The following is a 22,912-nucleotide window of genomic DNA, read 5'->3' as shown; positions in this document are numbered from 1 at the left end:
AGGCCGTTACGGTCGAGCTTAACCGTGCTCCATGAGTGGGACGCTATCAGTTGAGCAAAGTAGCGCTTCAAATCGTCGGTGCTCAGGTTATCAGGGCAACAGTCAAAGTAAGCAGCAATACGCCGAACTGCTCGGCTATAGGCATCGATGGTAGCGGGTCGCTTGCCTTGCAGTGTTAAGTTGGTAAGATGTTGTTCATAAAGAGAATCAAAGCGTTGCTGTTCAAATGTGTTCATGACAATACTCCTAGGGTTACGACCAAGGCTGGTCGCCTCTAGAAAGTATTTAGGATGAGTGAGCAAAGAGGCTTGTTATCTCTTCTGCCGCACAGTGGCTTCGTTCAACAAGGGTTTTCAAGTCGGACAAATTACAGTTGGTTAGGTTCCGCTTCGCTTCACATTTTAACCAACAATTAAAAGCCTCTTAATGGGGCGTTATGCGCTAGGAAAATAAGATGGAAAGTGAAGAGTATTTGAAGTTAGCTGCTCAGAGTGCATTATGCATGCATGTGGTGCCTTGCTTGCGTGCAGTAACAGCTTCTTTAAATGATCATCACATTACTTGGCGCTGTATATTTGATGAAAGTGCTACTGAAGATGATATCGATTTACTGAGCCAAGCAGCTACAGAGCTAATCGCTGATTACAATACGGCTCGTTTCACATTTGAAGAAAAATACGAGGTGATTGCTTTTCCAGAAGAGATGAACTTGGAAAGGCACATTGTATATTACCGACATGAGCACAATTATTTTGAGTAATCGCATAACAAGGCGCAGCAATCCGACCTCCGGCAACTGTCACCTTTTGTGCATAAAACCCGCACAAAAGGCGCCATTTACCTCCGGCGGTTGTGCGCGGCGTTATATGCCAAGGAAAGTATGAATATATCGAGGGAACAATTAGCTAAAGTTAGAACTCCATTCAGAGTGCTATCAGGCTTTATTTTTGTATTGTCACTTTTGCTTGTCCCAATGATCATCTTTATTGCTTTTACAGAGCCGTATGACCATTTTATTTGGGTTTTCACGGCAGTTATTTTTTCAATGGGCTATATCTCTGGTCATGTAACAATTACGGGATATGCCCCAAAGCTTTTACTGTTTACGCACGGTTCTAAAAATGGCTTATAACAAGTTTGTTAATAATCGCCCTTCGGGCTGGACCGCTAAATACGCTGCTTCGCAGCAACGCGGCCCATTACAAAAGCGTTATACCACTTTATGAATATGAGATTTACGTTACTTTTTGTGGCACTAATTATTAGCGCTTATGCGACTTCAGGAGAATGGACTTTTAGTGGTTCAAATGAGGCGTCTACTGCGCAAAGTGTTTCAGATTTTATTAAAGATGAAAATGGAGTTTCACATATTCCTAGTTACGTCATAGTAGCTAAAATTGACGCCTTCGAATGCGACAATCCATATTTGAAACTTTGTGTAAAACAGGAATTAGATATTCTTAATTATTCCTGTTTAGGTACAACTCTAGATGGTCTAAATAGAAAAGAAATTGAGTTAAAGGGTAGTAATATTCCTGAATTCAATTGTTCGGAGAAGGCGTGGTATAACAAATAAGGATAGGCCGCGCGTAGCCGCGTCCTTATTCCGAGTGTTGAACAAGCCCGGGTTTGTAGGAAGTGATACCTTTATATAGTAAATAGCGGCGTGAGAGCTCACGCTGGTTTAGGTCGGGGAGCTTAATTTACACTTTTGGCTAGCCATAGCTATCCCTTAGCACTGACAGCCAATAAGTAAGTCTATATTTTCAAAAGCTTAATCACCTCCTGCGTTTCACTTCTAGCGATCTAAAATTTCAAAATCCTGTTATCTTACCGCTTAAACAGTGGCGTTAGATTGCTAAGTGCTCTGGCTATGAAAGCTTGTCAGTCGCCCCTGCTTTTTTCCATGTACGCCCATAAATGTCATCGGCTGCTGGCAGCAAGGACAAGGCCGTATTGCCGCAATGCGTTTTGCCTCTTCGACTAGGGGACTTCCTACTACTTGAGGCCGTGAACTCGCTTCTTTATTCTTAATATACCAAATATCAGTCTCGGCCAATGAAGTTGCCCAAACGAGGCTTAAAACTTGTTGTCTGACAGGTCAATCAACCGTTTGCGTAGGCCTTGATAATCTCTTCAGCAATAATGGCGATGCCGTCACGCATTTGTGATTCATCTTGCACATAGTTCATTCGCAGGCATTGATGTGCATGTTGCCATGAGGCTTTTTGACCAAAAAAGAAGTATTCCCCAGGGACAATAAGTACCCCCCGAGCCTTTAGCCTGCTGTAAAGCGCCATGGTGCTAATTGGCAGTTGATCAAACCACAGCCAAAGAAACATAGCGCCCTCAGGCTTATGGATCCTAAATCGGCTATCAGTTATTGATTGCTGTAATAATGACACTGCAAATTGCGCTTTTTGCTGATAAAACGGTTTGATGACTGTTTCGCTTAGGCGTAATAAATCGCCTGTGCCTATCATATGGTTAGCAATTGCTGGGCCGACGCCACCAGGGGCGAGGCTGACAATGGCATTTAAGTTGGCCAGTGCTGTTGTGATGGTTTCATTGGCAATAACGATGCCGCAGCGCACGCCGGGTAAGCCAAGTTTTGACAAACTCATGCACAATACTGTGTTGGAGTTCCAAGAAGGCGTCACCTCTTCAAAGATGATATTGGGAAATGGTGTGCCATAGGCGTTGTCGATGATGAGCGGAATACCGTTTTCTTGGGCTAATTTGTCCAATTTAGCTATTTCATCGTCGGTCAGTACATTGCCAGTGGGATTGGTTGGGCGTGACACACAAATAGCCGCTATCGATTCATCGATATTTAGCTGGTCAAAGTCAACATGGTACTTAAACATGCGGTTATCTAGCATCTCGATATCAGGGCGATAGGAGACAAAAATATCATCATCGAGCCCTGCGTCACTGTAACCGATATATTCAGGCGCTAACGGTAGCAGAATTTTCTTATGGCTTCCGTCAGGTTGGGTGCCTGCCAGCAGATTAAAAAGGTAGAAAAACGCACTTTGGCTGCCATTGGTGAGGCTAATGTTTTTCTCGGTGATCTCCCAGCCGTAGGTATCGCGCAGCAAAGCTGCTAAGGATTTTAACAAGCCATCTTTACCTTGTGGGCCATCGTAATTACCCAAGGCGGCAATGAGCTCACCACTTTTCAACATTTCTGCGCTAACTTGGTGAAAGTAGTCCTGCATGGCTGGGATGGCCGCGGGATTCCCGCCGCCCAGCATAATGGCCCCTGGCGTTTGTAGGCCATCATTGAGATCATCCATTAAACGAGTAATGCCAGAGTACCGATTAAACTTCTCACCAAACTTTGAAAATTGCATTACGCCCAACACCTTGAAACTAAAATTTGCCATCAATGCTGTCTGTAGTAACAATATTTTGCTGCAAACGCACATGTTTTCTGATTTTTCGTTGGCCTATTTGGGCTACATCATGTTTTGCCGTTGCAATTGATTACTTTGGCGGCGTTCAGCTAGCGATTATTTGGCTGAGATCGAGATTAGCGTAGCGCGTTATTAGCCCGCGCTCATTCTTACTAGTCGTCAGTCATGAGTGTTCAAACTCAAACAAAAAGTTGCTTTATCCTGTTGGCGATCTGTTTTCTTATCACTTAAAAGCTCGCCATGTGCCAACTGCGGTGAATAACATTAACTGAGCGACTTAACGTCATTGCCTATTGAAGCGACATTTCTTACTATAACTGTCATTAGATACGCTCGTATCCTCCTCATTTTTAAACGAGAACTGATGAAATTTATCCATACCTCGGACTGGCATATCGGTCGTCAACTACACAATCAAAGTTTGCTTGACGATCAGCGTCATGTGCTATCTCAAATTGTCGCTTTAGCCAAGACCCATGAAGTGGACGCGTTAGTGGTGGCAGGCGATATCTACGACCGCTCTGTTCCGCCAGCTAACGCGGTTGCCTTGCTCGATGAGATACTCAATCAAGTGGTTAAGGAGCTAGGCATCAAAACTATTTTAATTGCAGGTAACCATGATGGTCATGAACGTTTAGGCTTTGCGTCGCGACAGATGCAAGAGAGTGGTTTACATATTACAGGCCCGCTGACGGCTAAGATCAGCCCGATTAAAATCAATAGTCCCAGTGGTGAAGCGCTGTTTTATCCCTTGCCTTATGCTGAGCCTGCGACGGTACGAACGGTTTTTGATTGTGATGCAGCTAGCCATGAAGCCGCGATGGCCACTCTATTAGCCCAAGTATCAGATGATGACAGCCAAGGTTTACCTAAAGTGGTGGTAAGTCACTGCTTTCTTGATGGTGGGAGCGAGTCGGACTCAGAGCGCCCTTTGAGCATTGGCGGCGCCGATAAGATATCCCCAAGCTTGTTCAACGACTTTAGCTATACCGCGCTGGGGCATCTTCATGGACCACAATATAAGGGAGCTGAACATATTCGCTACTCAGGCTCTATCTTAAAGTACTCCTTTAGCGAACAGCACCAAAACAAGTCGGTGACCTTAGTTGACATCGATGCGGCGGGAAAGGCAAGTATTGAGCTATTGCCGCTGACGCCACTGCGTGATGTGCGCATCATTGAGGGAGAGTTATCTAAGCTATTAGCCGATGGCATCAAAGACCCACAGCGAGAAGACTATTTGATGGTACGCCTGTCTGATAAGAACGCCATTCTAGATGCCATGGGCAAGTTACGCGCTGTGTACCCCAATGTGTTGCACCTGGAACGTACCGGATTAATGGCTCAAAGTGAACAATTGGCGATACGTGCCGACCATATTAAAAAGGGCGAGCTGGAGATGTTCAGTGACTTTTTTAGCCAAGTCGCCGGTGACGCCATGACGGATGAGCAACAGGCGTTGATGGTTGATATTCTCGACACCCTGCACAAGTCGGAGGATAACCAATGAGACCCTTAAGCCTAACCATGGTGGCATTTGGGCCATTTTCCACTAAGCAAGTCATCGACTTTAAAGCGCTGGGCACAAACCCTCTGTTTTTGATTAACGGCCCTACCGGAGCAGGCAAAACCACTATTCTTGATGCCATCTGTTTTGCGCTCTATGGCAAAACCACAGGAGATGAGCGAGAAGGCGCGCAGATGCGCTGTGATATGGCAAGCGATGAGCTGCTAACTGAGGTGAACTTTAGCTTTCAATTGGGTGAGCGTCACTATCATATCCGTCGCGTCCCCGAGCAGCCTCGAGCGAAAAAAAGTGGAGACGGTTACACCTTACAGAAACCCGAAGCGCAATTAACCTGTATCGAGGCCGATGGCAGCGAAAATTTATTGGTGGCGGCAAAAGTCTCTGAAGCCACTACGCAAATAGAGCAGCTAACGGGGTTAGATGTCGATCAGTTTCGACAGGTAATGGTTCTGCCGCAAGGTAAGTTTCGTGAACTCTTGATGGCGGATTCTAAAGCGCGAGAAAAGATTTTTAGTCAGCTATTTCAAACGCATATCTACCGTCAGATTGAAGACAAATTGAAACAGCAAGCCTTAGGTATTAAAAAAGATGTGGAGGCGATGCGTAACCGCCGCGATGGGGTTCTACAAGGGGCGGAACTTGAAAGTGATGAAGCGTTGGCCAATGAGCTTGAGACATTAGCACCTGAGCTTGACAGTGCCACGGCGAAAAAGGCTGAGATAGATAAACAAGTTCAACAGGTGAATCAACAGCTGGAGCAGGCAAAACAATTAAGCGATGAGTTTGCTTCGCTAGCGCAACTTAATGTATTGGCTCGGCAACTCGATGAGCAAAAAACACAAAACGATCAGCAAGAAGCGCAGTTACTCGCAGGGCGTAATGCCAAACTGCTGCAGCCTGTTTTTCAAGCTGTTGAGTCGCGAAAACTTGAGTTAACTCAGGCCTCTGAGCTGCAGCAAAAGTTGCAACGCCATCAACAGCATAGCCAAGACTCGCTGAATCAAAGTTTAGCTGCCATAGCAAAGCTCCCTGATTTAGAAGCTCAGCAGCAACAGATATTGAACACTGCCCAGCAGCGCCGAGCATTATTGCCACAATTGCAACAGCTTGAGCAACTGAACGTCCATGTGAGTGATTGTCAGCAACAGATGGCTAAGGCCGAGCTGCAAGGAAAACAGACAAAAACAACACTGGCAAAGTTAAATGATGACAAGCTCACCGCTCAAGCGCGCGTCCCACAACTAAAAGCCGATAGTCAGCAGTTACTGGTGTTGCAACAACAGATAAGCGATACCAAACATCATGCTCAGCTTTATGCTCAGTGGTTACGCGGTCGCACTGAGATTGAGCAAATTCATGCTCGCTTGCTAGCGGCAAAAGCGCGGGGCGCACAATTAAATACGCACCATGAACAATGCGAAATTTATAGCCAAACCTTGACGCTGCGCTGGCATCAGGGCCAAGCGGCTATCTTAGCCGCACAGTTATCAAAGGGAGAGGCTTGTCCTGTTTGCGGCAGTCTTGAGCACCCACAGTTGGCACAAAGTGAACAGGTGGTGCCGACCGATGAGGAGCGCGAAGCGGCGCAAGCCAATGAGCAGAGGGCATTGACTGAGCTGACCAATGCGCGATCCGATTATCGCCAGTTAAAAGAGAAACTTAAAGAAGTCGAGCAAAGAAATAGTGAGTTAGACGAGCAGTTACCCGGTATCGACAGGCTTACACAGGCTAGCTTAGAGTCTGCCTTAGCCCAGCTTGAGCAACAATTTGCGGAGGCGACAAAAGCGCAGCAACAACTGGCGGAGATAGAAAACAGTCTTTCGGCCATGCAACAGCAAGAGTTGCAACTTAATCAGCAACTTGATCAAGAGCGTGAACACTTTCGCCAACGAGAAAAACAGTTTAATGAAAGCGCAGGCCAGCTTAAACAGTTGCAGGCGGCAATACCGCCAGAGCTGGTAAATTTAGCCGCGCTAGAGCAAGAGATCACTAAGCTAGAGCAAACAGCTACGCAGTTAAAGGTACAAATCTCATCTTTGCGTGAACAACATACACAAGTTGAGCAGCAATCTGCCAGCGCTGCGGCGCAGCTGCAATCGGCCAATGAAACATTGGCCAGAGCCAATGAGCAATATCAGCTCGCGCTCAGTGAGTTTGAACGACAGTTGCAAACCTCAAAGTTTGACTCTTTATCGGCTTTCCAACTGGCCTTGGTAACTGACGATGAGATGGCGACCTTGGCGCAGCAGATTAAGCAATATGAGCAGCAATGTATCACCAATCAAGCCAATATTGCCCAGTTAACGGCTAAGCTCGCCGACTGTACCTTGCCCGATATCGCTGCCATCACTGAGTGTAAGACTCAACGAGAGACGCAGCAGCAAGGCGCCCTTGATGCGTGGCAGCAATTGAGTGGGCGTATGCGTCAGCTCGCGCAAACCGCGGAGCAGCTCAAGAACCTTGATAGGCAATCTGAAAAGCTTGAAGCCCAATATGCCGTTGTTGGTACACTGTCTGATGTCGCCAATGGTAATACTGGCAATAAGATCAGTTTACAGCGATTTGTACTCAGTGTGCTGTTAGATGACGTGTTGCTTGAGGCGAGTCAACGCTTGCAACTAATGAGCAAAGGGCGCTATCGCTTGTTACGTAAAGAGGACCGAGCGAAAGGCAATAAGGCGTCTGGTTTAGAGCTTGAGGTGGAAGATGCATACACTGCCAAGGTGCGCTCAGTCGCGACGCTCAGTGGTGGTGAGAGCTTTATGGCTGCGTTGTCGATGGCTCTTGGGTTATCTGACGTAGTGCAGGCTTATGCTGGCGGCATTAAACTCGACACCCTGTTCATCGATGAGGGATTTGGCAGTTTGGATCAAGATTCTCTGGAGTTAGCCATTCGTACCTTAATGGATCTGCAATCTGCCGGACGTATGGTTGGCGTGATCTCCCATGTGACCGAGATGAAAGAGCAGATTGCCAGCCGTATTGATATTGTTAAATCGGCCACAGGCAGTGAGGTTGAGCTGGTTCTGCCTTAAAGCTTATTTCAGACGATTGACCAGAGCTGATAAGTGAAACGTGCTGTAATGGCACGTTTTTTATGCCGTGTTATCGAGCATTTGTTGAGAGATTCAGTTGAGGCAGATTTTTATACTGACAATATGTGCGCTGGATCTGTTTGTAAAATGCATTATTTTTGATATAAATGGAGCTCAACCCTCTGGCCATAGGCTTTTTAGGGGCAAATGATAACCATAATAATGAAAGTTGAGGCATAGGTTGCGCGCAGGTAAATTTTCTATTTTTAAACTGTCTCCAGCTCGTTTAATGGCATTACCATCCCCCCATAAAAAGATATTAATGGGGGCGAGTTTAATCGTCGGTATCGCACTGCTTTGGCCATCGCAAAAGCAAGTCATACCGCAACGTATTCCCGTGGCGTTAGATATTGAGTCATTGGTAGCGGCTATAGCCCAGCCAGATGAGGCCACATTGGTTGAAAGTACTCCCGATTTTGTTAAGACGATTGTCTCAGGCGACACCTTAAGTGGCCTGTTTATGGAAGCGAATGTCGATCAGCAGACCATGTATAAAGTGCTTGAGGCCGATTTAAATGTACTGGCCTTAGACACGCTACTACCAGGTAACAGCATCCGTTTTTGGCTCGATGATAGCGGTCAGTTAGATAAGCTTGAGTTGTACTTCAATGCCGCGCGGCAAGTGGTGTTTAGCCGCTACGAAGAGGGTGGCTTTAAAGTTGATGAGATTAATATCGATGGAATTTGGCAAAATCGTGCGCTAAGCGGCGATATTCAAGGTTCCTTCTATCTTTCGGCGCAGCGCATTGGGTTAAATGCTGGTGAGATCCAACGTATCGAGTCGTTGCTTAAAGAGAAGCTTAATTTTGCCCGCGATCTCCGTGCTGGCGATGCTTTTTCAGTGTTGATGAGTGAGCAGTTCATTGATGGCGAAGCCACGGGGAACAGTGACATCTTAGGGGTACATATTCAGCGTGGGCGCAGTAGCATTGATGCCTACCAAAACAGTGATGGTAACTTTTATGATGCACAGGGACGTAGCTTAGCCAGAGCGTTTCAGCGTATTCCCTTACAGAGGAAGTATCGCATTAGTTCGCGCTACAATCCCCATCGCCATCATCCTGTGACAGGCCGCACAGCGCCCCATAACGGCACTGACTTTGCCACCCCTATTGGGACGAAAATTGTCGCGCCAGGGGATGGGATTGTCTCTTTGGTGACCGACCATCGTTTTGCGGGCAAATATGTGGTGATTGAACACGGCAATAAGTACCGCACTCGTTATTTGCATCTGTCAAAAGCACTCGTGCATAAGGGACAGCGTGTTTCTCGTGGTCAAGTTATCGCATTGTCAGGCAATACCGGCCGTATCACAGGCCCACATCTGCATTATGAGTTTCATGTCAATGGTCGCCCTGTAGACCCGATGAAAGCCAATATTCCTATGGCGAGCAAGTTATCTAAAAAGCAGATGAATGAGTTTGAACAGTTGGTAAGAGTTCGGCAGATGATCATGGGTCAAAGCTGAGGCCATTTTGCCCTGGTAAATGCCACATTATGTGGCATTTTTTATGCCTGAGCTTCAAGCTCCAACATGGTTAGCCATAAGCGAAGATCAAATTCTAACTGGTGATAATCACCTTCCATATGGCAGCAGAGCTGATAAAAGGCTTTGTTATGATCTTTCTCTTTTAGGTGAGCGAGTTCATGTACCACCACCATTCTTAACAGCGGCTCTGGCACATACCTAAGCTTCGACGAAATGCGTATTTCATTTTTTGATTTGGTCTTGCCACCATGGTTTTTAGCAATATAACTGTGTAGCCCCAACGCTTGCTTCTTCAAGGTGATCTTGTCGTCATAGAGCACTTTATTCAGTGGTTGAGATTTTTTTAAGTAACGATTTTTCAGTGCGATGGTGTAGTCGTACAGCGCTTTGTCGCTGCGTATATCGTGGATCTGTGGATAGCGTTTTTCAAGTGCCGCACGCAGCCTGTTTTCTGCAATAAGAGTGTCAATCTGTGCGAGCAGTTGTGGGCTGTAACCCTGAAGGTAGTTTAGAGTGGTCATAATTATTGAGATGATCCGGGCAGTGTCTTGCCCGGATCGACAGAGGGCTAGGCCTCTTTGGCGAAGATGCGTTGATTGTGGTAAGCGTACGCTACTTCGAAAGACACTTTTTGAAAGCGCTTAAGATCCAATCCATCAAAATCAACCATAGGCGGGTTACGCTTAAGCTGCTCTTTGATGGTCACGGGTGACATTAACGCTACAGGTAATCCACAAAGCTGGATGGCGGCTTCCATTTTAAAGCTGGTGGCACTACCTGCTAGCTTACCTTTTTGTTCGCGCTCGATAATCACCACTTCGTTGACTTTGTAGTCTTCCATTAGTTTAGAAAAGGCGAAGTGAAACTCTTTGATTGATTCGGTCGCGGCCGAATTTGATACCGTTAATGAACGAGAACGGCATTCTGGCACGTTAAAGGTTTCACCTTCATAACTTAATAAACTGATGATGGCTTCGCCACCTTTTAACTCAACGCCACAAACTCTCATGATAAACCTAATAAAAAAACCATAATGACGCTTATTGTAACCTTTATACCAGTCAGTATAAAGATCTGTTCGCTCAGGGAAGGGTAAGCGCTTTAGCACCAAGGTCTTTAATTGCTCCTGCTTTAAAGACGTTCACAACGTCCTTGTTGTTTGCTATGAGTGATGAAGATACTTGTTCTAGGTTTAAGCTTGTTAACACTGCATCGGATACCGCTGCCTACTCCTGCGTTGGCTGGCCTCACAATGGAGCAAGTCTCCTGTCATCCATTCGCCTTGATTTAGTTGTCAAAAAACAGGCAGAGTCGATGATATGCTTCTACTGGTATTATTCGCTAATACGGCTGTGGTTGCCGACTGAGGTTCAGCGAGAAAATGATCTTTTAAGATATTGACGAGGGAAGGATAGGGACAACCTAGTGGCTATGATGCAAACAGGTGGCTATTAACCACCTGCTCCGAGTGCGATATTTACTCTTCAGGAGTGTCTTGTAGTTTAGATTTAGGCTTGCGTAACATGGGCGCATCACCAACATCTATACCAGTAATAAAGCGTTTGTCGCGGTTGTCCTTCGCTTTGGCCTGAGGTTTAGACTTGTTTGATTTAGCGTTGGATTTGGCCACTTTTTTAGTTGCGGTTTTACTATTTTTAGCTTGTTCTTTTAAGCCACTGAATTTGGGTTTTAGTCCTTCTACTTCGCTAAGCTCAAACTTTTTGCGCAGGAACAGTTGCACTTGCTTAAAGTTGTCCCAATCTTTGGGGCCCACTAAGGATATCGCGTCGCCTTTGGCACCCGCGCGGCCAGTACGCCCGATTCGGTGAATATACTCTTCGGCAAACTTTGGCATATCAAAGTTGATCACTAAGGAGACATTAAGAAGATCAAGGCCGCGTGAAGCCACATCTGTGGTGACTAATATCTGTTGCTGACCACGGCTGAATTTATCCATGATCTGATTACGTGCCGTTTGTTTTAATTCGCCACTGAGTGAGGCGGTGGTAAAACCTTGCTCAGCCAGTTTGGTTGCGAGTCTATCCGTGTCGCCACGGGTTGCGGTGAAGATGATCACCTGTTTTTGTTGATCTTGCTTGAGCAGTGCAATCAGTAGCTGTTCTTTATGATCTAAGTGATCACATAGATAGATTTTTTGGCTGATATCTTGGTTTTCCACATGGGATGCACCAATAGAGACATGTTCAGGTTCTTTTAGTAGCTCACCAGCAATTTCGTTAATGTCACCATGATCTAAAGTGGCAGAGAACATCAACGTTTGGCGGCGCTTATGGTCCGCCGCTTTGTTGATGGCACGCAGTTGATCGGCAAAACCAAGGTCAAGCATTCTGTCTGCTTCGTCTAGAATCAATAGCTCTAGACCATTGAGATGCAAATGGTTTTGTTTGAGGTGATCGGCTAAACGACCAGGGGTGGCGACCACAAAGTGTGGATCGCGCGCCAAACCTTTGGCTTGATCATTGAAGTTTTCCCCGCCGAGGATCTTCATCGCTTTATATTGGGTGTTTGCGACAAGTAGACGCAGCTGACTATAGACTTGAGTGGCTAACTCTCGTGTCGGCAGCAAAATCAACACGCGCGGGTCGCGTTTACTCAAGGCCTTCTTTGAGATAACTCTTTGCATGGCTGGTAGCAAGAAGGCTAAGGTTTTCCCTGAGCCTGTTTTTGACGACGCCATTAGATCTCTTCCCGATAGGCCTACAGGTATCGATTGCACTTGGATCTCGGTCGGCTTTTCGATGCCCATATGTTCAAGGCTTGTTAGTAGGCGTTTATCGAGTGAAAAATCTGAAAATTGCAAAGGTGTGCTCCAAAATAACAGTAAGCGCGCATTATACATTGAGTTATCGGTTTGAGCCATTAGCTTAAGGGGGCGCAAAGAATTTAGTCTGTGATCTGACTGTCAGATTGAGTCGGCATTTATTTAGTCTGCCCCACACAATGGTGTTAAAAGGGGCTCAAGGTTAGTGTTATGCTAGCGTCAGGCACTGGGTGTTTTAGCCTTCTTTGGAGTAATCATGGCAAAAATTGGTATTGCGCTCGGTAGTGGCGCTGCAAAAGGGTGGGCGCACATAGGTGTGCTGAATGAGCTTGCTAAGTTAGGGATTAAACCGGATAAGGTGGCAGGTTGCTCTATTGGAGCGGTAGTCGGCGCAGCCTATGCGCAAAACGCGCTGCCCGAACTTGAGCATTGGGTGCGCAGCTTCTCAAGTTGGGATGTGCTGGGGCTGATGGATTTAAGCTGGCGTAAAGGCGGGTTAATCGGTGGCGAGCGCGTCTTTGATGTCATGCAGCAACACATTGGTGAAATCGATATTGAGCAGATGAACTTGCCTTATGCGGCGGTTGCCACTGACCTTTATAGTGGCCAAGAGGTATGGTTTCAACGAGGAAACCTTCGTCATGCGGTACGTGCCTCCTGTTCAATGCCGGGAATTTTATCGCCAGCAAAAATGGGTGACCGTTGGTTAATCGACGGCGCGGTGGTCAACCCTGTACCTGTGTCGGTGAGCCGAGCCATGGGCGTTGATTTTGTGATAGCCGTAGATCTTCATGGTCATCGAAAAGCTCGCTTGAAAGAGTTACCTGTGTCCATCTCCTCCACGATTGATGCGCAAACTGACACGGCATCTGAGCATCAAGGGCAAGAGGTTGGCTTTATGGATCTGCTGGCCAGAGGGCGCGATTATGTTTCTGGTTTGACCGATAAGTTCTCGTTAGGTAATCGCAGTGAACCGGGAATGCTCGCGGTGATGTCGCAATCTATGGATATTTTAGAGCAGCGCCATAAACGGGTGCGGTTAATGGGAGATCCGCCAGATATTCTTATCACGCCGAATGTGGTTGAGATTGGTACCATGGAGTTTCATCGCGCGGATGAAGCGATAGAGGCTGGTGCACAAGCAGTGAGACAGGTTGCGCACATTATTGAGGCGGCACTGGCGCAAGACTAATACCAATCAGGATAAAGATATCAGTGCTAAGCAAGATTGTAGCGAGGCGAGGCCCTTAATAACTCATCGGCGCGAGCATTCTGCTTAGCTTGAACTTTTATATCCATTTCGTTGTGCATTGAGGCCATTGATAACACCGGATCTGCACAGATGAAGAGATGCGTTAAGTATGAGGGGGAGCGTCAAGACCATCTTAATGGCTACGAGTGAGGCACATCGTCTACTTAGGTTTAAGCCCATTAATAAGGCATCGGGTGCACAAAAACTCACTGAGTAGATCAAATGTTTATATTGATGGGTATCTGGGCAAGGTATTGATGAGGAGTGGAGGTATGATTCATTTACTCCTTTGCCTACTCAAAGCTTAAGAAGATCTTACTTTTTAGGCTTCATTATTGGGGTTAATTACTTTTGGCGATGAAAACGGCGCACTTTTTGCTTTAATGCTTTCATTCATCAGCAGTCGTCGAATTTTTGACAATGAATCCAATTAGTCAGGTAGCAACACCACCAAGTAGTAATGTTTTGTTGACAGAGGCTTATGGCGCGTCAGTGCCGGCAGAGTCGAAAACGCAAACCAGCCAGAGCGCTGATAAAGTGAGCTTGTCTGGTCAAGCGGCTAAGGCGAAACCTGAAGATGCGTCGATAAAACAGGAAGAAGTGTCATTTTCACCTCGGGCGGTTAGGGCGCAAAAGATTGAGGCGATGGCGAAAGACTTTTTTGCTGATGGCCAGTTCAGTACTGCCGATATCCCAAAATTGATCCAACGCTTACATCAAGATGGCATTTTATCTGATGGGCAGTTAAATCGGTTAAGTGCAGCCGGTTTTGAGATCCCTCAAGGTAACCAAACGCCTGAAAGCTTGATGCAATTTATTGATAGACAGAAAGAGCAATTGGGCAAAGCTGAACCTGATAATGTGTTACTTAAGGTGCTTGACGATGCCAAGCATGTGCTTGAGCAGATGGACACCGCTGATGGCAAAGAAACTAGCCAATTAGCTGCGAGAGTTTCGGCGCAATTGTCGGTGTTTGTTAATGGCGATGTGGCGATGAGCGAGGCTGACAAACAGCAGTGGCAAGGATTGAAATCGACCATGCAATTGGCTGCTTCAATGGGAAATTCACAACAATCTAGTGGCCAATTAAGCAGCTATCTAGCCTTATCTAAACGAATTACGTAATTTATCCACAGCTTGTCCCGATTTTTTACATTATCTAGCTCTCTTTTCTCCTTCGGTCAAGGTCACTTTGATAGATAAGTGGCCTAGTTGGCAGTAATCTTTTGTCGCAAAATTCCATCGGTAAAATCATGATCTGGATCAAGGTACTCTAGGCCGCTTTGTAGCTTAATACGCTACATCTTGTGCCGTAATGGTTGGTTGGCACTATATATGGTGTTATTTTGGCCATTACTTGAGGAGATATTAAACAATGCCAGTAGTTATTAAGCGGGATGGTTACCGCACGCCTTTTGACGAAACAAGGATTAGAGATGCTGTGATTGCAGCGGCAAACTCGGCAGGTATTGATGATGTTATCTATGCGACGCAAGTCGCGACTCAAGTTGCCAGCGCCATGGCTGATGTCGAGGAAGTCGATATCCATGATCTGCAAGATGTGGTCGAAAATCATTTGATGGAAGGGCCGTATAAATCTTTGGCCCGTGTTTATATTGAATACCGCCACGATCGTGATGTTCACCGTGAAGTGAGCAGCCGTCTTAATCGCGAGATCCGTGGTCTTGTGGAACAGAGCAATGCGGCGCTGCTCAATGAAAATGCCAACAAAGATGCAAAAGTGATCCCGACCCAACGAGATCTGTTGGCAGGCATTGTGGCCAAACACTATGCTACACGTCATATTTTGCCTAAAGATATTGTGTCGGCCCATGAAGCCGGTGAGATCCACTATCACGATCTCGATTATGCGCCATTTTTCCCAATGTTTAACTGCATGCTTATCGATTTAGCCGGTATGTTGACCCATGGCTTTAAGATGGGGAATGCAGAAATTGAAACGCCTAAGTCAATCTCAACCGCGACAGCAGTGACGGCGCAGATTATTGCCCAAGTTGCGAGCCATATTTATGGCGGTACGACTATCAATCGTATCGATGAGGTGCTGGCACCGTTTGTCGCAAAAAGCTATGACAAGCATTATGAAGTCGCCCTCAAATGGGGGATCACCGATGCAAAAGCCTTTGCAACAGCCCAGACTGAAAAAGAGTGCCATGATGCGTTTCAATCGCTAGAGTATGAGGTCAATACACTGCATACCGCCAATGGTCAAACTCCCTTTGTGACCTTTGGTTTTGGTCTTGGTACTTCATGGGAGTCGCGCCTAATTCAAGCGTCTATGATGAAAGTGCGCATGACAGGTTTAGGTAAAAACCGTAAGACTGCGGTTTTCCCTAAGTTGGTCTTTGCGATTCGAGATGGCATTAACCATAAAACGGGTGATTGTAACTACGATATCAAACAGCTTGCGCTGAAGTGTGCCACGATGCGCATGTATCCCGACATCCTTAACTACGAACAGGTAGAAAAGGTAACAGGTTCATTTAAGACCCCAATGGGTTGTCGCAGTTTTTTAGGCACTTATGAGGAAGAGGGCGAGCTTGTCCACGAGGGGCGCAATAACTTAGGTGTCGTGAGCATTAACTTGCCGCGAGTAGCATTAGAAGCGGCAGGTGATGAGCTGCGTTTCTTCGATATTCTCGATGAGCGTTTAGCCATTGCTAGACGTGCACTCGATACCCGTATCGAACGCTTAGAAGGGGTGAAAGCCCGCGTAGCGCCAATCCTTTATATGGAAGGTGCTTGTGGCGTACGTTTGCGTGCCGATGATGAGATCTCCTCCATCTTTAAAAACGGCAGAGCATCTATCTCGTTGGGCTATATCGGCTTGCATGAAACGGTCAATGCACTCTATGGTAGCGATACCCACCTATTTGATAGCGAACAACTTCGCAGTAAAGCGATTGCGATTATTGAACGCATGAAAGCTGCAACTATTCGCTGGCGCGAAGAGTCTGGCTATGCATTTAGCCTCTACAGTACGCCAAGTGAAAACCTCTGTAGTCGATTCTGTAAACTCGATACTAAAGTGTTTGGGGTGGTTAACGGGGTAACGGATAGAGGCTATTACACTAACAGTTTCCATCTCGATGTTGAGAAAAAGGTTGACCCTTACGATAAGTTGGATTTTGAGCAGCCATACCCGGCACTCACCAATGGTGGATTTATCTGCTACGGCGAATACCCTAATATGCAACACAACATCGAAGCGCTTGAGGATGTATGGGATTATAGTTATAGCCGAGTGCCTTATTACGGTACTAACACGCCGATTGATGAGTGCTATGACTGTGGTTTTACTGGTGAGTTTAGCTGCACCAGTAAAGGGTTTACCTGCCCTAAGTGTGGTAACCATGAGCCAAGCCGTGTATCAGTCACTCGACGAGTGTGCGGTTACTTAGGCAGTCCAGATGCAAGACCGTTTAATTTCGGTAAGCAGGAAGAAGTTAAGAGACGAGTGAAGCACCTTTAAGCTTGTTATGTGACAACTCTGATAAAAAGACGCCACAGAGGCGTCTTTTTGGCTCTGCTAAACGTACGTTATTGATGCTGTTTAGCTAATCTGATTAGGTGGCATAATTTAGATGAATTACCAGCAATATTTTCCACTTGATGTGGTCAATGGCCCAGGCACTCGCTGTACTTTGTTTGTGTCAGGCTGTGAGCATCAATGCCGTGGCTGCTATAACCAGAGCACCTGGAACCCCTGTTCAGGCCATGAGTTTGACCGTGATATGGTTGCACAAATCATTAGCGATCTAAAAGATACTCGTGTTAAGCGCAGAGGATTATCGCTGTCTGGTGGCGATCCACTGTTTCCCGCTAATGTACCAGCTATATTGGCGCTGGTTCAGCTGGTCAAACGTGAATGTCCCGACAAAGATATTTGGCTGTGGAGCGGTTATCTGCTTGAGGAACTCAGCGCCGAGCAGAGCCAAGTACTCGACTATATCGACGTGTTAGTCGACGGCAAATTTGAGCAGCAACTTGCCGACCCTAGTCTGCAATTTCGTGGTAGTAGTAATCAGGTTATCCACCATCTCAAGCAATAGTGTATAATGTGCTCCGGAGCGTTAAACACCACCAGAAACGGGTTCTGATCGTGTTTACATTATAGCTATATTTTAAGGCAAGTTAATGAATTTAAAGCAAGAGTTACAGCAACTTAATGATCGTTTAGACAAGTATCGTCGTAAATTGGCCGCAGCCGAAAAGCGTGGTGATCAGGCGGTTATTTTACAGTTTAAACAAGAGATCAATGCGGTAACTAAGCAAATTGCCCATGTAAAAGGTCAGCATACACGCCAATTGAATAAGCAAGGCGGCGATGTAAAAGCACTGCCGTTTAGTCGTGTGCTCACTAAAGCCGAGCAGGCTGATATGGGGAAATTGAAAAAGTCGGTAAAAGGTTTAGTTGTGGTTCATCCTATGACAGCGTTGGGTCGTGAGATGGGACTGACTAAAGTGACTGGTTTTGCACCTAAAGAGTTTTAGTCGGCTGTTTTTTATTCTGCGATTGAGATGGCGTGAGCGGTGTCATATCCCTTTGATGCAGCAAGGCGTATCCTGACAGGCCACCACACACCTTAAAGGTGAAGCAATAGCCGATTAAACGACTCGGCTATTTCACTGATAGGTAAAAACACTTAGAATGCTCGGTCTGAATTTGAGTAACGTCAGTTGCTTATGGGTTAGTTGCTCAAGACGTATCGGAACGAGCGAGTTGTAAAGGTTATTTCATGTCGATTAAGTATGTCGCCACTTCAAAACTACCGACCCCTTGGGGTGTATTTGCTATGCATGGTTTTGAAGATACCGAAACAGGTAAGGAACATGTCGCACTGACATTCGGTGAACTTGATGCCAACGCCCCAATGCTTGGGCGTATTCATTCTGAATGTCTAACCGGTGATGCACTGTTTAGCTTGCGTTGCGATTGTGGCTTTCAGTTGCAGACGGCGATGCAAAATATAGCAGAAGCAGGTCAGGGCTTTATCTTGTATCTACGCCAAGAAGGTCGCGGCATAGGTTTGCTCAATAAGATCAGAGCGTATGAGCTGCAGGATCAAGGCGCTAACACAGTTGAAGCCAATGAGCGTTTAGGTTTTGCTGCCGATATGCGTAAATATGACATGATCAAACCTATGATGGAGATGATAGGTGTGCATCAGGTCAAATTGATGACTAACAATCCGCGAAAAGTAAAAGCGATGCAAGATCTCGGTATCCAAGTGATAGAGCGTGTGCCGTTGCAAGTGGGTAAAAATCGTTATAACGAAGGTTACTTGAAAACCAAGTCGACTGAACTTGGGCATATGATGTCTGAGCATCACTTTGTTGATGAAGACACCAACAAATAAACTTGGCGCTGTAGGCCAGGGGTCTTCGCTGTTAATTATTCTGTTATGGCGGCTAGCTTTTAATTAAGATAGCCGCTATATTTTTGTCTAATTTCTTATAGTTAGGCATGTTGCTTGATGAGTCCTTCAAGATTTTTTCGTTCATTATTGCTCTTTTGTTGTTGCGGGAGTTTAGCCTCTCTTTCTCAAGCTGATGAACGCGAAGACTTTACCCATTACGCATTTGCCAACTACCTAGGTAGTGGCTTGTACCGCACCGCAAATCAAAATACCACCGTCATAAATGTGCCGATAAGCTTTACCTTGTCTGAAGATGAACACTCTAGCTTGAGTCTACGCACACCGATATCACTGGGCTTCTTTAACTTTAAATGGCGCGATCTCCCTGAAGGTGATTTTCCGTCGAGTGTCGGTACCGCAACCTTTACTCCCGGTATTGAGTATCGTACTCGAACCGCAGCCAATCATGAGCTTCAGAGCTATGTCGACTTAGGTTATGGCAATAATTTTTCATCGGGTACCGATGTTGCAATTATGTCTGCCGGTGTTTCAAGTCTATTAGATGTGGACTATAAGCAGGTGCGACCCGTTTGGGTCAATCGTTTGTTTTTTGCCGGTTACAGTAGCTTTGACGGTGGGGTAAGTGAGACCTATTCTGCGATTCAATCTGGCATCGATATCGGCACCAATGTCTATTGGCGTTGGGATTGGCTTGGTGTTGAAGTGGAGCCACGTTTGTTTGCCGCTGGGTATTGGTACTTTGATAAACTTAGGTTTGTGATGCCGATCGGAGAAGATGTCTTGGTGTCACACAGTTTAGAAGTGGGCGCGACGTTGGCTTTTTCTAAGCCGATTTTATGGGAATGGATGGGAATAGATAGAATTGGCTTAAGCTATAGAGCAGGTGATGGGGTTCAGGCATGGCGATTGATATTTGAATTCCCAATATAGCCTTAAAAGTTTAAGGGGCGAACGTCGCCGCCCTAGATCGCTTTATTAGTAGCACCAACTACTCGCTCTTACCCCAAATATTTGCATTGACTGAACTGGCATCCTTGTCACCGCTGTTTACTGCAGAGGTTGCTGGATGTTCCGATTGCGGCTTAATTTTTGGCAGCGGCAACTTATTCATCTTCAAATACAGATATTCAACTTTTTCTCTTGCCCATGGCGTTTTACGTAAAAACTTGAGGCTAGATTTAATGCTGGGATCGTGATTGAAGCAGCGAATATCAATACGCTGGCCTAGCTCTTCCCAACCATAGTGGTCGACGAGATCATTGAGGAGTGTTTCGAGTTTTATACCGTGTAAAGGGTTATTCGCTTGGGTCATTGTACGTATTTTGCCACCAGATAAGTGATGCAATTATAACAGTATTTTATGAGTCGGTGGCAGATAAAAAAAGAGAGCCATATAGGCTCTCTTTTTCATGGTCGCTTGATTATTGGAAGCTTAGCTGCCAAGCATCAATAGTACCAGTATCACGACGTGCACTGTCTACCGCTTTCAGTTTCCATGTGCCTGATGATTCTACACCTGACATATCAACAGTGTAGCTCTTAACGATATCGTTAGCGCTACCGCCACTGTTGTCATGTAACACGGCAATTTGACCCGTCGGGCTGTGTAGCTCAACTTGAAGATCGCCAATGTAAGTGTGAGTGATATTCACCGTCACGCTGACTACGCCAGAGTCGCCTGTGCGTGTTGCTGTGATTGGGCTGGTAATACCCGTTGAGTTGTTATCTGGGATAGCATAACCAGTGCTGTTGGTATAGGTTGCTGCACCGCCAGTGTCACCACCTGTGCTAGGCTCTGTGAAGCTTGCTGTGAGGCTGACACCGCTAAATGCACTGTACCCTTGAAGCATCACATAGTAAGTACCTGCTTGTGCATCAGTCACAGGGCAAGACTCACTATTACCACCTTTCCATGGACGACAGTCGTAGCTGTTAAGTGTCGGCGCAGCGCCGTACTGTACATAAAGGTCCGCATCACCCGAACCACCATTCATGACGAAGCTCAGATCTTTAGCACCTGCTGGTACTTCAAAGCTGAAATGTAACTCATCACTCTTAGCACCCGCTAGGTCAGTTTTAGCTACACCGTTTGCTAATACGTTGTCACCAGTACCGCCACCATTACCTGGATCGGTAGGGCCGTCACATGAAGCATCTAAATACTCTTTTGCAGCAACTGCATCAACAAGGCCGTAACCTGTTTTGTTATCGCGACCTGCTGCATCTAAGTCTTCGGCTGTTGCCGTTAACGCTGCACGCACTTGTGCTGCGCTACATTCTGTGTGGTAACTCCATACCAATGTAGCTACGCCAGAAACATGTGGCGTGGCCATTGATGTACCGTTGTAGTATTCATAGTCTTCGTTGTTGGTATTGGCAACAGTCACATTAGTGCCGATATGAGCACGTAATGCTTGACCCGTTGTACGGTCAACAGATACCGATACAATAGGTGCTTCATTATTGGTATCGACTAGGAATGGATTTTGTAGACCCGGTAACGTGGTGTTACTGAATACAATGGCAGCTTCAGCGCCCGCATTGTCACAGGCTTTAACGGCATCAATCTCAGGATAACTTGCGCCTTGGTTGCCCACACGCTCAACAAGACAAACTTTACCTGTCATGTTGCCACAGTTAAATGTGCTACCTGAAACCGAACATTCAGCTAATTCTGCAGTGACGGATCCCAAGATAGGAGCGCCAACATGGCTAGTGCCTGATTTAACATAGCGATTATGTGGTACTACGCCATTGTTAAAGTAAGATTGGGCACCAGCGGTAATGTTTGCTAGGCGACCTTCACCACGGGTAACGGTAGATAGAATCGCTTCACCTGGCCCCGAGATTTCCACCTGATCGGTATACTGAGAAAAGGCAGCGTGATCTTTGTTGTTGTCGACTGCAGCAACTGACATGACAGAGTCATACGAGGCCGGATAGCTATGAGTGCTATTGCCATCGTTACCAGCGGCTGCGATGAGTAGTACACCATTGTTGGCATGTGTCGCTAAGGCATTGCGTTCGGTTGTGCTTGAACTTGCCCCACCTAAACTCATGGTTACAACGTTAGCTCCATTGCTGACACAGGTATCAACTGCTGAAACCAGCGACGATGAATAACCCCAACCATCAGCATTAAACACTTTAATGACATGGATGTTGGCATTTTGATTTGGCATGACACCAACAACACCATCATTGTTGGCGATGGCGGCGATGGTACCCGCTACGTGGGTACCGTGAGCGTTGCCGGCACCTGGATCAAACCAATTAGCGGTACCTGAATTATTGGTACCAGTAACATTGTTGCCGCTCAAGTCGCTGTGACTACGATCATATCCCGAGTCAATGATACAGATAGTACGGTTGCCCGCGAGGCTGTCACTGAGAGTGGTCGCACCAACATAAGTCTGGCCCCAAGGCGTGGTTTCGCTTAAAAGGCGGCGCGGTGCATCTTCTTCGACAAAGTCGACGTCACTGCGCAGTTTTAATGCCTTAATCGCTTTGGTATCAAGCTGAGCAGTGTAAGCGTTTGAACGACCGATACGCTTCATCTGCTTAGCTTTAACGCTGTTTAGTGCACGATGATGCGAAAACAGTTCATTTACGCGAGGTTCATAATTAGCATCACTTAATTCAACAGAGGCAAGCGCTGCAGCACTCTGTGGATTTTTGAATTTAACGATGTAACGTTTAGGTAGCGGTGATACGTGCGTAAGACGCGCATTGTCCGCTTTAAGTTGAAGTCCTTTTGAAGGTGCTGCGTTAACGTTAGCAGAAATAGCTAAAGCTAGTGCTGATAACGACAAAGCGACCGCAGTTGTTTTTCTAACTGTCATGATTGTCTTCCATTTAAGGTTAGTATTATTAGTTATTATTAGAGTGCTTTACAGCATTACTGCTATAAAACTTGTCACTCGATAGTGAATCTATCTGTTGGTG

At 46.2% G+C, this 22,912-nt stretch carries 19 protein-coding genes and 1 pseudogene; 12 read left to right on the top strand and 8 right to left on the bottom strand.

Going from position 1 to position 22,912, the window contains the following annotated elements:
- Positions 1–236, bottom strand: a 236-nt coding sequence (locus L876_RS0120395) for a phage integrase N-terminal SAM-like domain-containing protein (protein WP_028765494.1), incomplete at its 3' end; no start/stop codon positions are given.
- Between the two features lie 218 nt (positions 237–454).
- Between L876_RS0120395 and L876_RS0120390 the strand changes: the two genes are divergently transcribed.
- The gene (locus L876_RS0120390) at positions 455–760 is read left to right on the top strand and encodes a MafI2 family immunity protein (RefSeq protein WP_028765493.1); all 306 of its coding nucleotides are present in this window, start codon (positions 455–457) and stop codon (positions 758–760) included.
- Between the two features lie 462 nt (positions 761–1,222).
- Positions 1,223–1,576, top strand: a complete 354-nt coding sequence (locus L876_RS0120375; protein ID WP_028765491.1) for a hypothetical protein — start codon at positions 1,223–1,225, stop codon at positions 1,574–1,576.
- Between the two features lie 282 nt (positions 1,577–1,858).
- Here the strand turns inward: L876_RS0120375 and L876_RS23115 are convergent.
- A pseudogene (locus tag L876_RS23115) lies at positions 1,859–1,990 on the bottom strand (IS91 family transposase); the annotation flags it as partial.
- A 115-nt stretch (positions 1,991–2,105) separates the two neighbouring features.
- Positions 2,106–3,356, bottom strand: coding sequence for a valine--pyruvate transaminase (locus tag L876_RS0120370; protein WP_028765490.1), 1,251 nt, complete (start codon positions 3,354–3,356; stop codon positions 2,106–2,108).
- Positions 3,357–3,783: 427 nt separating this feature from the next.
- Between L876_RS0120370 and L876_RS0120365 the strand changes: the two genes are divergently transcribed.
- The 3 genes from L876_RS0120365 (at position 3,784) to L876_RS0120355 (ending at position 9,510) form a co-directional block, all read left to right on the top strand.
- Positions 3,784–4,929: an exonuclease SbcCD subunit D gene (locus tag L876_RS0120365; protein WP_028765489.1), complete on the top strand. Its 1,146-nt coding sequence runs from the start codon at positions 3,784–3,786 to the stop codon at positions 4,927–4,929.
- Positions 4,926–7,982, top strand: a complete 3,057-nt coding sequence (locus L876_RS0120360) for an SbcC/MukB-like Walker B domain-containing protein (RefSeq protein WP_028765488.1) — start codon at positions 4,926–4,928, stop codon at positions 7,980–7,982. The genes L876_RS0120365 and L876_RS0120360 overlap by 4 nt, the downstream gene beginning before the upstream one ends.
- 241 nt (positions 7,983–8,223) lie before the next feature.
- The gene (locus L876_RS0120355; protein WP_028765487.1) at positions 8,224–9,510 is read left to right on the top strand and encodes a peptidoglycan DD-metalloendopeptidase family protein; all 1,287 of its coding nucleotides are present in this window, start codon (positions 8,224–8,226) and stop codon (positions 9,508–9,510) included.
- A 41-nt stretch (positions 9,511–9,551) separates the two neighbouring features.
- Here L876_RS0120355 and L876_RS0120350 read toward each other — a convergent pair whose 3' ends face one another.
- The 3 genes from L876_RS0120350 to L876_RS0120340 form a co-directional block, all read right to left on the bottom strand.
- Positions 9,552–10,052, bottom strand: coding sequence for a M48 metallopeptidase family protein (locus L876_RS0120350; protein WP_028765486.1), 501 nt, complete (start codon positions 10,050–10,052; stop codon positions 9,552–9,554).
- Positions 10,053–10,099: 47 nt separating this feature from the next.
- Positions 10,100–10,540 carry a DUF3010 family protein gene (locus L876_RS0120345; RefSeq protein ID WP_028765485.1) on the bottom strand — a complete coding sequence of 147 codons (441 nt, stop codon included), beginning with the start codon at positions 10,538–10,540 and terminating at the stop codon, positions 10,100–10,102.
- A 468-nt stretch (positions 10,541–11,008) separates the two neighbouring features.
- Positions 11,009–12,352: a DEAD/DEAH box helicase gene (locus tag L876_RS0120340; protein WP_028765484.1), complete on the bottom strand. Its 1,344-nt coding sequence runs from the start codon at positions 12,350–12,352 to the stop codon at positions 11,009–11,011.
- Between the two features lie 217 nt (positions 12,353–12,569).
- On the opposite strand from L876_RS0120340, the gene rssA reads away from it, so the two are divergent.
- From rssA to L876_RS0120305, 7 genes are all read left to right on the top strand, one after another.
- Positions 12,570–13,505: a patatin-like phospholipase RssA gene (gene rssA, locus L876_RS0120335; protein WP_028765483.1), complete on the top strand. Its 936-nt coding sequence runs from the start codon at positions 12,570–12,572 to the stop codon at positions 13,503–13,505.
- Positions 13,506–13,985: 480 nt separating this feature from the next.
- On the top strand, positions 13,986–14,690 hold the full coding sequence (locus L876_RS0120330; protein ID WP_051413214.1) for a hypothetical protein: 705 nt from the start codon (positions 13,986–13,988) through the stop codon (positions 14,688–14,690).
- 250 nt (positions 14,691–14,940) lie between these two features.
- The gene (nrdD, locus tag L876_RS0120325) at positions 14,941–17,058 is read left to right on the top strand and encodes an anaerobic ribonucleoside-triphosphate reductase (RefSeq protein WP_028765481.1); all 2,118 of its coding nucleotides are present in this window, start codon (positions 14,941–14,943) and stop codon (positions 17,056–17,058) included.
- Positions 17,059–17,170: 112 nt separating this feature from the next.
- Entirely contained in the window at positions 17,171–17,638 is a 468-nt protein-coding gene (gene nrdG, locus L876_RS0120320; RefSeq protein ID WP_028765480.1) for an anaerobic ribonucleoside-triphosphate reductase-activating protein, read from the top strand.
- 85 nt (positions 17,639–17,723) lie between these two features.
- Positions 17,724–18,080: a YibL family ribosome-associated protein gene (locus L876_RS0120315; protein ID WP_028765479.1), complete on the top strand. Its 357-nt coding sequence runs from the start codon at positions 17,724–17,726 to the stop codon at positions 18,078–18,080.
- A 245-nt stretch (positions 18,081–18,325) separates the two neighbouring features.
- Entirely contained in the window at positions 18,326–18,946 is a 621-nt protein-coding gene (ribA, locus tag L876_RS0120310; protein WP_028765478.1) for a GTP cyclohydrolase II, read from the top strand.
- A gap of 117 nt (positions 18,947–19,063) precedes the next feature.
- A complete protein-coding gene (locus L876_RS0120305) occupies positions 19,064–19,897 on the top strand; it encodes a hypothetical protein (RefSeq protein ID WP_028765477.1) in 834 nt (277 codons plus the stop codon).
- Positions 19,898–19,955: 58 nt separating this feature from the next.
- Here L876_RS0120305 and L876_RS22210 read toward each other — a convergent pair whose 3' ends face one another.
- Both L876_RS22210 and L876_RS0120295 read right to left on the bottom strand, forming a co-directional pair.
- The gene (locus tag L876_RS22210) at positions 19,956–20,279 is read right to left on the bottom strand and encodes a VF530 family protein (protein WP_037429442.1); all 324 of its coding nucleotides are present in this window, start codon (positions 20,277–20,279) and stop codon (positions 19,956–19,958) included.
- Positions 20,280–20,388: 109 nt separating this feature from the next.
- Complete coding sequence (locus L876_RS0120295; RefSeq protein ID WP_028765476.1) at positions 20,389–22,809, bottom strand: S8 family serine peptidase; 2,421 nt, start codon at positions 22,807–22,809, stop codon at positions 20,389–20,391.
- Positions 22,810–22,912: the final 103 nt, after the last annotated feature.

Origin of the sequence: Shewanella colwelliana ATCC 39565 (genome assembly GCF_000518705.1) — a bacterium.
Taxonomy (GTDB): Bacteria; Pseudomonadota; Gammaproteobacteria; order Enterobacterales; family Shewanellaceae; genus Shewanella; species Shewanella colwelliana.
The sequence above is the reverse complement of the archived record's forward strand: the minus strand, read 5'-3'. Positions and strand labels throughout refer to the sequence as shown.

Coding starts and splice junctions, on each gene's coding strand:
- rssA (WP_028765483.1), top strand. CDS start 12,570: ATGGCAAAAATTGGTATTGCGCTCGGTAGTGGCGCTGCAAAAGGGTGG.
- nrdG (WP_028765480.1), top strand. CDS start 17,171: ATGAATTACCAGCAATATTTTCCACTTGATGTGGTCAATGGCCCAGGC.
- L876_RS0120305 (WP_028765477.1), top strand. CDS start 19,064: ATGAGTCCTTCAAGATTTTTTCGTTCATTATTGCTCTTTTGTTGTTGC.
- L876_RS22210 (WP_037429442.1), bottom strand. CDS start 20,279: ATGACCCAAGCGAATAACCCTTTACACGGTATAAAACTCGAAACACTC.
- L876_RS0120365 (WP_028765489.1), top strand. CDS start 3,784: ATGAAATTTATCCATACCTCGGACTGGCATATCGGTCGTCAACTACAC.
- L876_RS0120390 (WP_028765493.1), top strand. CDS start 455: ATGGAAAGTGAAGAGTATTTGAAGTTAGCTGCTCAGAGTGCATTATGC.
- ribA (WP_028765478.1), top strand. CDS start 18,326: ATGTCGATTAAGTATGTCGCCACTTCAAAACTACCGACCCCTTGGGGT.
- nrdD (WP_028765481.1), top strand. CDS start 14,941: ATGCCAGTAGTTATTAAGCGGGATGGTTACCGCACGCCTTTTGACGAA.
- L876_RS0120370 (WP_028765490.1), bottom strand. CDS start 3,356: ATGCAATTTTCAAAGTTTGGTGAGAAGTTTAATCGGTACTCTGGCATT.
- L876_RS0120350 (WP_028765486.1), bottom strand. CDS start 10,052: ATGACCACTCTAAACTACCTTCAGGGTTACAGCCCACAACTGCTCGCA.
- L876_RS0120315 (WP_028765479.1), top strand. CDS start 17,724: ATGAATTTAAAGCAAGAGTTACAGCAACTTAATGATCGTTTAGACAAG.
- L876_RS0120330 (WP_051413214.1), top strand. CDS start 13,986: ATGAATCCAATTAGTCAGGTAGCAACACCACCAAGTAGTAATGTTTTG.
- L876_RS0120295 (WP_028765476.1), bottom strand. CDS start 22,809: ATGACAGTTAGAAAAACAACTGCGGTCGCTTTGTCGTTATCAGCACTA.
- L876_RS0120375 (WP_028765491.1), top strand. CDS start 1,223: ATGAATATGAGATTTACGTTACTTTTTGTGGCACTAATTATTAGCGCT.
- L876_RS0120345 (WP_028765485.1), bottom strand. CDS start 10,540: ATGAGAGTTTGTGGCGTTGAGTTAAAAGGTGGCGAAGCCATCATCAGT.
- L876_RS0120360 (WP_028765488.1), top strand. CDS start 4,926: ATGAGACCCTTAAGCCTAACCATGGTGGCATTTGGGCCATTTTCCACT.